Source organism: Nocardia sp. NPDC005998 (assembly GCF_040614395.1).
GTDB lineage: Bacteria > Actinomycetota > Actinomycetes > Mycobacteriales > Mycobacteriaceae > Nocardia.
On record NZ_JBEXUI010000002.1, the window covers coordinates 607,983 to 619,276 of the forward strand.

General features: G+C 64.2%; 9 protein-coding genes and 1 pseudogene. All 10 read left to right on the forward strand.

What is annotated here, in order from left to right; genetic code table 11:
* The first annotated feature begins 34 nt into the window (after positions 1-34).
* Positions 35-484, forward strand: a complete 450-nt coding sequence (locus tag ABZ293_RS06360; RefSeq protein ID WP_355177807.1) for a hypothetical protein — start codon at positions 35-37, stop codon at positions 482-484.
* Positions 485-538: 54 nt separating this feature from the next.
* A complete protein-coding gene (locus ABZ293_RS06365) occupies positions 539-1,435 on the forward strand; it encodes an ROK family protein (protein WP_355177809.1) in 897 nt (298 codons plus the stop codon).
* 307 nt (positions 1,436-1,742) lie between these two features.
* Complete coding sequence (locus ABZ293_RS06370) at positions 1,743-2,894, forward strand: GAF domain-containing protein (protein ID WP_355177811.1); 1,152 nt, start codon at positions 1,743-1,745, stop codon at positions 2,892-2,894.
* 77 nt (positions 2,895-2,971) lie between these two features.
* A complete protein-coding gene (locus ABZ293_RS06375; protein ID WP_355177895.1) occupies positions 2,972-4,054 on the forward strand; it encodes a conjugal transfer protein in 1,083 nt (360 codons plus the stop codon).
* 18 nt (positions 4,055-4,072) lie between these two features.
* Positions 4,073-4,333: a hypothetical protein gene (locus ABZ293_RS06380; RefSeq protein WP_354954744.1), complete on the forward strand. Its 261-nt coding sequence runs from the start codon at positions 4,073-4,075 to the stop codon at positions 4,331-4,333.
* Entirely contained in the window at positions 4,330-4,857 is a 528-nt protein-coding gene (locus ABZ293_RS06385) for a hypothetical protein (RefSeq protein ID WP_355177813.1), read from the forward strand. The genes ABZ293_RS06380 and ABZ293_RS06385 overlap by 4 nt, the downstream gene beginning before the upstream one ends.
* Complete coding sequence (locus tag ABZ293_RS06390; protein ID WP_355177815.1) at positions 4,857-7,385, forward strand: ATP-binding protein; 2,529 nt, start codon at positions 4,857-4,859, stop codon at positions 7,383-7,385. Before ABZ293_RS06385 ends, ABZ293_RS06390 begins: the two co-directional genes overlap by 1 nt.
* A gap of 200 nt (positions 7,386-7,585) precedes the next feature.
* Positions 7,586-9,925 carry a hypothetical protein gene (locus tag ABZ293_RS06395; RefSeq protein WP_355177817.1) on the forward strand — a complete coding sequence of 780 codons (2,340 nt, stop codon included), beginning with the start codon at positions 7,586-7,588 and terminating at the stop codon, positions 9,923-9,925.
* 61 nt (positions 9,926-9,986) lie between these two features.
* Entirely contained in the window at positions 9,987-10,895 is a 909-nt protein-coding gene (locus tag ABZ293_RS06400; RefSeq protein ID WP_355177819.1) for a hypothetical protein, read from the forward strand.
* Positions 10,892-11,294 (forward strand): annotated as a pseudogene (locus tag ABZ293_RS06405) (hypothetical protein); the annotation flags it as partial. The gene ABZ293_RS06400 and the pseudogene ABZ293_RS06405, both read left to right, overlap by 4 nt.

Sequence of the window (11,294 nt, forward strand, 5' to 3'; positions counted from 1 at the left end):
AGTTGGCGCGCCCTCGGCATCCCCGGAGACGGCTATGAGCATCATGCAATCTTCCCTTGTCATGGAAACCGTTGCGACGGCAAAGGTTTCGGCGCTTCCGAGTGGGTCGGCCCATCGGCCACCTTGCGCGGACGGTCCCGACGACTGGGATCTGGACGTGGGTACCCCGGACTCGTGGCGTGCGGCGATGCGAATCTGTGAGAGCTGCCCGGTGTTCGCGAAATGTGAACAGTTGGCGCAGACGCTCATCGAGCGCGGTACCGGCCCCCGCGCGATGATCTGGGCCGGAGTGCCCTATGACAGCGCGGGCAAGGTCGTCGCCGATCTGGACCGCCATCGCATCACCCCCGTCGATCACAAGCGGCCGCTGCGGATCATCCGCACCGGCTCGCGTCCCGCACCCGCCGATCCGATTCCGGCGGCACCGCGGCGTCACATTGTGCTGGGCCGTCGGTTGGAGCCGACCGGAACCGGCGCACACTGACCTATGCTTTCGTGCACTGTTCACGACGGACCTCATTCTGGCGGTGTGTAACTCATGACAATGTTGGCTCTGGAGATCGGGCCTGACGGTTTCGCTGCGAGTCGGGTGGAAGACAATGTCGGCGCGGACGAGATCCGGCGCGTCCCGATTCCGGCTCGTGCGGCCTGGGACACCTGCCGTGACCTGCTGGTCGAGGTCGCCGGCGGCGAGGAAGTCACCCGGGTGGGAATCGGCTCGGTCGGCCCGCTCGATATGGCCGCCGGTGTGGTGGCGCCGCCCGGAATCGCCGAGTGGGCGGCGGGTTTCGCACTCGTATCGGCGGTGGAGAAGCTTTTTCCGGACGCCCTAGTCCTGTTGACGCTCGACGGCGTGTGCCTGAGCTTGGCCGAACGTAACTTCGGTGCGACGAGTGAGGTATTCGATGCCCTCGCGGTCAGGGTCTCGAGCCGGATCACTGCGGGGGTCACGGTCGGTGGTTTCGTGGTGGTCGGTCGGACCGGAAACGCGGGAAACCTCGGCCATGTGCTGGTGCCGGGCTTTGATGAGCGCTGCGAATGCGGAGGTCGGGGGTGCCTGGAAGCGGTGGCAGGCGGAATCTCGGCGGTGAATTGGGCACGCGCACAAGGCTGGCAGGGCGCTTCGGTCGACGACCTGGTCGGTCAGGCACGTGCGGGTGACGAACTGGCGGATGCCGCACTGACCCGGGCCGGAACGGCGCTCGGCGGTGCGATCGCCTCGGTGGCCGCCCTGCTCGACCTGGACCTGGTCGCCCTCGGCGGCACGATGGCGGCGCCGGGCACCTCGCTCTGGAAGGCGCTCGGCGCTGCTGTCGCGACGCATGCCCGACTCGGCCATCTGACCGGATTGCGGGTCGTGCCATCGGAACTCGGCGAAGTGGGCGTGCTGGCTGGTGCCGGTGTACTTGCGCTGACGGCGGGAGGGAACAGCTAGCCGTCGCGATTGTGGGCGTGGAATCGGGGCCTGGGACCAGCGTTTTTGTCGCTGGTCCCAGGCATCGTGCTGTGCTTTGCCTTAGGTCCGCGAACTGCGCTGAGCTGTGGGAATTCTGACGTCTGTGCACGCGTTCTTAAGCGGACGTTAAGAAAAGACCGCTCGGTGTACGTACGGTGGCAATGTCATGCAGACTGCATCTGATGTCGACATCTCTCAACCTGTTGAATGAGCCGTTATATAGCGGTACATTGACTGTGTCACACAGGTGACGGCTTCCGACGAACGGCTGGTACGGGCAAGTGCGATGACAAGTGGCGCAGTAAATCCATGGATAACGATCGAGACGTTGACGCCCGAAGCGATGTCGGTGGCATCGGTGGGAGACGCGCCGCGTGGATTCGCCGACTGGCAGCGAGTACTACAGCGGCTGCTGTCGCGGACTCCGGCGCTCTACGACAGCCTCAAGACCCGAAGCCTGGTCGACGCGATCCGGGCTGCGCGCGACGAGGCCGAGGATGTGGATCTGACCATCGCGACCGGTTCGGGTCCGCACGCGCTGCGGATACGACCGGTGTTCGGACCGGGTGGCGATGTGCATGCGGTCCGCTTGTGGGTGGGCTCGGCGGCGGCGACCTGCCCCGAATTACCGCCGGCGGTTGGTGCGATCTGGGATCTCAATACCCAGACCATTCAGCAACCGATCGGCGCGACTCGGCTGACGGGGAACTCGGCCGAGCAGCATGTGCCGGTGATGTCGATCGCGGAGTTGTTCCATCGGATCTCGGCCTTCAATCGACATGCCGAAGTCCTGGATCTGCTCTACAGTCCGAAACCCGGTGACAAGCTTCAGTTCGATGTCACGGTGACCGATGGTCCCGAGCGACCGGGGCGGTGGCGGATAAGCATCCGGGCCCGTGACGACGCTCGCACCCAGGGCGCGTGGTTGTTGATCGAGGATGTCACCTCGGACAACGAGCAGTCGGAGTGGCCGACGCTGGAACGGGTCGGATTGCGCGAAGCCCACCGGCGTGCCGGAACTCATCTGGCGATCATTCAGACCGAGCGTGCCAGCATCTCGCATTGGCTCACGGATCCGGCTCCCTGGATCCGATGGGACTATCTGTTCCGGCCGGTGGACGTCTTCCATCCGGATGACCGCGTCCGTTTGGTAGCGCTGAGTGATCGGCTGCAATCCGGCGATACTGCGGGTGTCACGGTGCGGGCCCTCAACTACGGCGGCGGTTACACCCCGACATCGCTGCTGCTGTACCCGTATCCGGGCTATCCGAGCCGGCAACTCGCGATCGCCCAGCTGGTGCGCCTGGCTGATGACATGCCGATGCTGGAATCCGGGCGCCACACGCTGGAAACCCCGCAGGGGCAGGCGCCGATCGGGTACGACGATCAGTTGCAGTATCGGCTTGCGCATCGCTTGAAACGTAGTCCTGTGTACTGACCCGCTGTCCCCAATGTTGGGAACGATGACGGGGGCTGGAAATGATGGTGCTCTCTACCATTTCGGGAGTGCGGACAATGGTTGGCAGATCGACGGATTCGGGCGATGAATTACTTCGCCGAATGGTCGCACGCCGCCGCCGCGACAATGTGATCGTCGCGGTGCTCGCGGTGCTGGCCGTTCTCGGCGGCGGACACGCGATCCTCGATTTTTTCGCCTCGGATCCGCCGCCCCCATCCGACAGTGCGACGCCCGCGACCATCGGCCGCGCGCAATTGGCCGGGTCCTTCGCTCAGCAGTTCATCATGACCTACTTGAGTTCTGTTGCCGGACAGCAGGATCGGCTCGGCGAATATGTCGGAGCCAGTGCCCAGCAGATCACCTTGCCCTCGACGGCCCGGCAGGTATCCGATCCCGCCGTGGTGTACGTGTCGCGGATAGGGAGCTTCGACACACTCGAGGTCTGGTCGGTGACCGTATCGGTCCGGTTGGGTAAGTCGGCCACCGGCGGCACCAGCACCGGCGGCACGAGCACCAGCGGGACCAGCACCAGCGGGACCAGCACCAGCGGCGCCACCGCCAGCAACAGTGCGGGCGCGGACACCCGCCAGTTCTATCGGGTCGGGGTATCGGTACTCAACGGTCGACTGCGGGCTCTCGCGCTGCCCGCCCTGGTCGAACCGCCCAGCCGGGGCGCCGATCTGGCGCAGGCGTACGCCGCGCCCTGCACGGCGGATACACCGCTCGCGCAAGTGGCTTCGGGCTTTCTCACCACCTACCTGACGGGCAATGGCGATGTAGGCCGTTACGTCACCCTGGACGCCGGTATCGTCGCACTGCGCCCGGCCCCGTTCACCGCCGTGGAGACCGTCGCGATCACCTCGGACGACAACAGTTGTGGCACAGCGCGTTCGCACGCGCAGGTGCTCGTCACCGTCAATCCCAAGGCCGACGGCGGGGCGGTCGCGACGCTCGCCTATCCGCTGACCATGGTTCGCGACGGTGGCCAGTGGCAAGTGCAGTCGGTCGATGCCGTTCCTGCGATGACCAACCCGCCTGCCGTGATCGCCGACCAGCAGAACTCGCACGCAAGTGCGCCGAGCTCGACGACGTCGCTGCCGTCGACGACGGTGCAGATTCCGCGGGCTACCCAGAACTGATACGAAAGAGGCACGGCCGTGGGTAATTTGAGCGCCATCCTGTACAACATCCTGATGTTCGTCCGCTGGGCGGGCCTGATCCTGATCACCATTCTGAGCATGGGCGTGCTGATATCCGAGGCGGCCAAATCCAAGCTCTCGCCCGCGAAGATCCTCGCCGTCGCCGGATCGGCGCTGCTGGCCGCGGTCCTGTTCTGGATACTTCCGACCCTGGTCAACTACGCGCGCACGGACTCCAACATCATCGTCCCCGATCATCCCATCGGTGGCTATCGATGACCCAGGTGATCAAGGTCTTCACGCCGATCAAGCGGGTTCCCACCATGATCGGCAAGGCCCAGAACGGGCAGAAACTGCCCTTCGGGCCGTACACCCTGCCGCAGGTCGCGGGCGCGGTGGTGTTGATGGTGATCACCTCGGTGTGCGCGATGGTATTTCCGGTCAATCCGGCGGTCACCTTCGTGGTGGGACTGGTGCTGACGATCGCGGTTGTCTTCGCCGTCGGACTGGTGCCGTATACCGGCGTCCGGATGACTTCTCGGGCGCTGTGGGTGGGTCGGCTCCTCGTATTTCGCAAGCCGGTGTCCGCATCCGGTATGCCGGTCAACGCCGATTCGGCGCGCCACACCATGTTCATCGAAGAGTCCATCGTCCTGGTCCTGCCGGATCGACCGGTCGAGGTGGCGGCGAGCGCCAAACCCGATATCCGGATGCTCGATGTGATCGGCGTCGGCGGCAGCGGCAAGGACTTGCGCAACTGGATCAACGGCAACGGTGGCCCAGCATCGGAAGGGAGCCGCTGATGGCGTTCGGACGAGATCTACAGCCCACCGCCGCGATTCGCGGAAATCTGCAATTCACCCATTCGGGTCTGGTCACCGCGACCTACTTCATCAACCCGCTCGGCTACGGGTTGCGCAAGGCGGGTGACAAGCACGATGTGAAGATGGCCCACCATGCGCTGATCAACAGCTTGCCGAGCGGGTCATTGCTGCTCGGCATCCAGGCGCGGCTCAACACGATCGACGTGCTGACCAAGATGGTGGAGGGCGTCGATCTCGACGAATGCGAGGACTACGCCGACGAGGTGGTCGCCTCGTATGAGCGAGTCCGCGCGATCTCACCGCAGACCCGGATCTACTTGCTGACAATTCCGGTCGGCACGGCGAACTCCGGTATTTCGGCGCTGTCGCGTATGTGGCGTGGCAGCACCACCACGATCGATGCGACCGCCATCTCCCGCGCGGATCTGGATGCCTACGACGAAAAGGCGAACGAGATCCTGTCCCGGATCGGCGGGGATTTCGATCCGGTTCCGGTGCCCGCCGCACTGTTCCAATGGCTGTGGGAGCACTACCTGTCGCGTGGTGCGGCGGGCGATCCGGTGGCCCCGACTCGGGTCGGCGCGCTGGATGACGCGACAGCGGCCGTGTTCTCCTCGGCGGCCCTCGACGAGGGCGCTCAGGCCGATAGCAACCGGCGGGTACGACCCTCGTTCGTTCCGGTGATCAAGGTCGTGCAACCGGATTACGAGTATCGCCCGTCCTATCAGGCGATGCTCACCCCGCATTCGTTCCCGTACGCGGGCATGCGATTTCCCGGTGGCAGCGAATTCCTGAATGTGCTGGAGGGCCTCGGCGAGGTCACGGTCGACTGGGGGATGCGGGTGTCGACCAAACCCGCGGACCAGGTACTCAAGAACAACGAGCTGAGCCTGCGCCGACTCGGTGAGCAGATGGATCAGCGCGACCAAGAGGTGTCGTTCGCGCAGAATACGCTGACGTCGAAGGCGCAGATGTTGGGCGAATACAACCAGCATTTCGAGGTCAACGGCGGTGAGTCGGAGGTCTCCTTCACGACCGTCATCGCCATCGGTGGCCCCTCGCGCGATGTCACGATGGATGCGGTCAATACGCTCAAGCGCCGCTATAAGCGGTTCCAGGTCGAGATGACTGCACCGCTGGGTACCCAGGTCGATCTGTGGTCGATGCTGATTCCCGGAAGTCCGCAACGCCGGGCTTACGACGACTTCGCCCATATCGTGCCTTCGGATATGTGGGCCGGGTTCGTACCGTTCATCACCAGCCAGATCGGCGACGACAGCGGCCCGGTGATCGGGGTCAACCTGCTGTCCGGCCAATACGAGCCGATCCATTTCGGCATCATGGAGGCCGCGCTGCACGACTTGTCCGCATCGTTCGCGGTCACCGGCGAACTCGGTTCGGGCAAATCGTATTTCCTGAAGCTGATGGCGGTGCTCGTCCACGATATGGGCGGGCAGTTCCTGGCCATCGACCGAAGTCAGGTCGGTGAGTGGGAGCACTTCGCCGCCGCGATCGACAACGCGGTTGTCATCGATCTGGCGAATCCGACAGTATCGCTGGATCCGCTGCGCATGTTCGAACCGAGGGTCGCGGGTGAGCGCGCGCTCGACTCGATCCTGCCGCTGCTGGATCTGTCACCGACCTCCGGCGCGGGTGCCGCCGCCAGCAATCTGCTGACCATCAGGGGTATGGCCGAACACGGTATCCGGAGTCTGCTCGATCTGTTCCATGTCGTGCGGCGGCTGCGCGACCAGCCCGGAAACCCGGAGGAATACGCGGATCTGGCGGCACGCCTCGGCACCGTTGTCGAGCGGGTACCGGTGCTGTTCGATCCGGCGCTGAAACCGTTGCGACTCAATGCCGCCGCGACGGTCGTGCGCAGTCACCAACTGGCGCTCCCGACTGCGGAGGAGCTCACCACCCCGCACCTGTACAACCGATTGCCGCTGACCAAACGACTCGGGACCGCGCTGTACGAACTCGTCGGCGTGGCCGCCCGCGAGGCCTTCCTCACCGATAACGGCAGGTTCGGGCTGCTGGTCGGCGACGAGGCGCATCACTTCACGCAGACACAGGTCGGCTCGGCGGTCACCTCGGATTTCAGTCGCGACGGCCGTAAGCATCTGGCGGCGATCGGGCTGGCCTCGCATGATCCGGCGACCGACTTCCAGGGGGCCGCGCACAATCTCATCCCGAACCGGTTCGTCTTCCGGCAACGCGATGAGACGCTGGCCCGCAACAGTCTGGAATGGCTCGGCGTGGATCTCGAGGAAGCGCCGTTTCTGCTCCAGATCCTGCGAGAGGAGACCTCGCCGCCGGTCGGCGCCGGCCGTCAGGTGCCCGAGGAACGCCGCGGCGAGATGTTCATGCGTGACGCACTGAACCGGATCGGCCGCGGCAAGGTGCTCGGCCCGGCCCGGATCGATCGCGCCGCGGCGATCACCAGCACGCCGAGTGCTCCCGGAGGCACCCGCACAGCCATTTCGGAAAGACAGGCAGTGCGTTGAGATTCGCTACTGATCGCGGTATTCGATCGGGCCGAGACGACTTCGGGCTGGGGCAGGATGCCGAACTCTTCGATCCGGTCCAGTGGCGGCCGTCGGCGGTATTTCGGCGATGTCGTAGGTGGATCGGCGCGACGCGCCGTCGACGCTGGACCACATGGGCCCTCGTCGCTCTCGTCGTACTGTTCATCTGTCCAGGCATCATGGCGGTGCTGGCCACCGCGCAGACCGGCACGGGTACCGTATCCGCGCCCAACAGTGCGCTCAGCTGGATGCGGATCAAAGATTCGTCGGGAGTAGAACTTTCGAGCTATCTGTTCGCCACCAATCGCGGCGGAATCTTCAGCCCCGGGAATATCGTGATGTCGTTCCTGATCATCGTGCTATTCGCCGTCTGGCTGGTCATCACGGTTACCGCGATCTGGTTGCCCACCGACACCCTGGATTTCGGGTGGCTGAACGTTGTCAGCAAGCCGCTGGAAGGTGTGGCCAACGCTCTGACGGGGCAGATCGCGACACCGATCTTGCTGGTGACCGCGGTGGCGATCGGCGCGGTTCCTGTGGGCGTGTTCATCGTGCGCGGCTATTTCTCCAAGGCCTCGATGCAGGTCGTGACGATGGTGGCGGTGGCGATACTCGGGCCGCTGTTCCTGGCCGAACCGCTGGCCGAGGTGCTGTCGCCGGACGGCCTGCTGGCGCAGGGGCGGAATCTGGGGATTTCGGTGGCAGCCGGGTTGAACGGCAACAGCAATCCGAATCCGAACCAGTTGATCCAGACGATGCAGTCCGATATGGCGGACAACTTCGCGCGACGTCCGTTGCAAGTGTGGAACTTCGGGCACGTGGTCGACGACCGGGCATCCTGTCGGGCGGCGTGGTCGGCCGGTGTCATGGCCGGTGATGAGGACCGGGTCAAGAACGGCATGAAGGCGTGCGGAGACAGCTCCGCCTATGCGTCGGCTGACAATCCGAGCGTCGGTCAGATCGGCGCCGGAATTTTGTTGCTGTTGTCCGGGACGATTCTGTTGCTTTTCGGAGCATTCCTGGCCATCAAGGTCATCTGGGCTGCGCTCGATTCGGTCTACTACGGATTCATGACGATATTCGGATTCGCCGCGGGCGGATTCATATACGGGCCGACTCAGACATTCACGATTCGCTGTGTTGTGCACGGATTCGTCTCGGCCGGGCGCATGGCTGCGTTCGTCATATTCCTCGGCGTCTACGAACTGTTTCTCGGCGATCTGTTTCAACAGGCGCGCGGTCAGGTCATGTCGGTGTTCGTCATCGGAGCGATCGTGGAAATCGTCGCCATCCTCCAGTTGAAGCGCCTCAACGCGGGTCTGGAGAAGGGCAACGACTGGATTGCCAACCGGTTCGCCCTGGCCGTTCAGAACGGTGGTGCCAGGGCCGGCTCGGGCGGCGGCGGTGGCGGGACTGCCTTGGGGATGGGGCAAATAGGCGCGAGCCACAAGATGTCGGGCATCGGTATGATGGCTTTGCTCGGCGGGGCGAGCACCATAGCGAATTCGCCGCTGACCGAATGGGCGATGGGCGGAATTCCGGGTTCTTGGCGTCCCCAGTCGAGAATGAAGAAGCGAATGGCGGAGGCGCAGGCGCAGGTCTGGAACACGCCGGGGTTCCATGAGGCGTATTCCCAGTCGTACATGAACCGCCCACTCTTTGCCGCGAATGCTCGGCGGGAGGGCATGGCCTACGGCGGTTTGGACACGTTCCGCGGCAACTCAGCAGCGATCCAGGGTGTTATCGATGCCGGTGGCACGACGGCTGATGCACTCGGGGCCATGATCGGTGCAGGTGCGCAGGACAGGGAAATGGCGCTACTTTCGGATCGCTCGCGTCAGCGGATCAGTAAAATGGGTAGCAACGAGCCGTTCAAGGATAATGACCTGAGTTTCTTGGCTGCTGCGGTACGGCAAGCTCAGAATTCGGCACGCATGCTCGTCAACGGAGAAGGAGGTACCGCCGCCGAGACGGCGGCCGATTTCGCCACCATGGAGCAGGCCGCCCGGCAATTCCGCCTTACCAGGAGAGGCGGTGTCACGCTGGACGACAACCAAAATCCTTATCTCTCGCATCTGCGTTTTGTCACGGAATACATGGAAAATGACCCGTTGACTGCCAAGGCGAAGATGCAGGCCCTGAACGATATTATACAAAATACGAACGTGACCAATCCCAGCGCTGAACTCCAGAGATTGCGGGCCGCCAATGTGGACGTGGAGACCGCGGATCGTATGAAGCAATGGATTTGGAACGACCATGCCAGGCGCTCAGATGAACTCACCCGCAGGGTCATGGATGACGTAACCGATCCGGAGGCACTTCGTGATCTTAGGAACGAGCTCTGGCGGGCTGGTAATACCGATTATTATGCAAACGGTGGTACTGGAGTTCCTACGAATAATGTGACGCCGGTCGGGCATGTGCCGGGTAATCCGAACCAGCGCAATCGGCCTCATCCGAACTGGGGACGGGGAATGCGTGGTGTAGCCCAGTATCTGGTGCCGGGGCCGGACTGAATTAATTAGGTCTGTGTCTGTGGAAAGGTGAAATAGCTCGTTCTGGGCGGAGAGGTATTCGATGATCGGTCGGCTCATGTTCCTCGCCATGGTTCCCGCCTGGGCGTGGTTGTTGCTGGCGGCAGTGTCCGGACTCGGCACGCTTCTCGTGGTCATGGTGCTCGTGGTCGGCGGCACGACCTCGGCTATCTCCGCCGACCTGCACTATCAGTGCGACAGCGCGATCGGTCCGGACCCGTCGCAGACCGAGACAGCTGCACCCCACACGACCGCTGCCTCCGGTTCAGGGTCGAGCGCTGCGCCCTCCGCCGCGCCTACCGTCAACCCGTACGCGGAACTAACTGTGGCACCGGATGATACGAGCGCGTCGGACTGGCAGCGTGCCTGCGCGAGTTCGATCCGCACGGCGCCGTATCAATTGCCGCCGCTGCAGACGACCATGAGCGGATTGCTCGGTGACTGTGCCCGCGAATTAGCTATCAATCGCGCGCTGAAAGCGTCGGCGGGAAGTGTCGACGGTGCGCCGGGTGGCCCCTCGAGTGCGGCAGGGCTGACGCGGGATGTGATCTATCAGGCCTCGGCCGCGGCGGTGACCGGCCATTGCGATCCGGCGGCGCAGCCACCGGACGACACCGAACCTGTCGCGCCGCCCGTGCGGGGTACGTCGGTGCAGCCGGGATCGGCGGCGGTCGCGTGCGGGCAATCGTCGAGTATCGGAAAAGCGGTGACGGTGCTTCCGAAAACCGTTGCGGCCCAGGCGGCGTGCGGACAGCGGGTCGATCCCGCCGCGGTTTCGGCGGGTGATCTGGTCTTCTGGGATTACCGCAGCAACGCACCGACGCGAACCGGAATCGCCCTCGGCGCAACACAAGTCATGACTTATGATCCCTATTCCGGACGGTTCGTCGAGCAGTCGATGCCGACCAGCCGTGATGTCCGCATCAAGCGAGTGCTAGGGGGTGGATCGTGACGAGCGCGGAGGTGTGGCCTGCGGACTACGAGGTCGAAGTTGTCGATGAGCCAACTGAAGATGTTGGGGGAGACGGTGATTCACAGTCCGGCCCGGTAACGCCTTGGTCGGGTAAGCAAGGGCACAAGGCCGCGCCGCGCAAGGGTACCGGTCCGGTCAATCCGGGATCCGGTGCATCGCCGGGGCAGAACGGCTCGTCAGCGGCGCCGGGGCAGAACGGCGCGCCAGCGACACCGCAGGCGCAACCAGGTCAGGGTGGTGCTGCTCCGGGTTCGGCTGTGGTGCCGCAGGGAAATGTTGTCGTGCCGCCGGGTCCGGGGGCGGGGCAGCCGGGGCAGCCGCCTGCTGCTCAGCCGGCTCCGCAGGCTGCGCCTGGTCCTTTGGTGGATCCGGACACGG

Excerpts from the sequence above, each read along its gene's own strand:
- ABZ293_RS06390 (WP_355177815.1), top strand. The coding sequence starts at position 4,857 with ATGGCGTTCGGACGAGATCTACAGCCCACCGCCGCGATTCGCGGAAAT.
- ABZ293_RS06395 (WP_355177817.1), top strand. The coding sequence starts at position 7,586 with ATGGCGGTGCTGGCCACCGCGCAGACCGGCACGGGTACCGTATCCGCG.
- ABZ293_RS06375 (WP_355177895.1), top strand. The coding sequence starts at position 2,972 with ATGGTTGGCAGATCGACGGATTCGGGCGATGAATTACTTCGCCGAATG.
- ABZ293_RS06385 (WP_355177813.1), top strand. The coding sequence starts at position 4,330 with ATGACCCAGGTGATCAAGGTCTTCACGCCGATCAAGCGGGTTCCCACC.
- ABZ293_RS06360 (WP_355177807.1), top strand. The coding sequence starts at position 35 with ATGAGCATCATGCAATCTTCCCTTGTCATGGAAACCGTTGCGACGGCA.
- ABZ293_RS06370 (WP_355177811.1), top strand. The coding sequence starts at position 1,743 with ATGACAAGTGGCGCAGTAAATCCATGGATAACGATCGAGACGTTGACG.
- ABZ293_RS06365 (WP_355177809.1), top strand. The coding sequence starts at position 539 with ATGACAATGTTGGCTCTGGAGATCGGGCCTGACGGTTTCGCTGCGAGT.
- ABZ293_RS06400 (WP_355177819.1), top strand. The coding sequence starts at position 9,987 with ATGATCGGTCGGCTCATGTTCCTCGCCATGGTTCCCGCCTGGGCGTGG.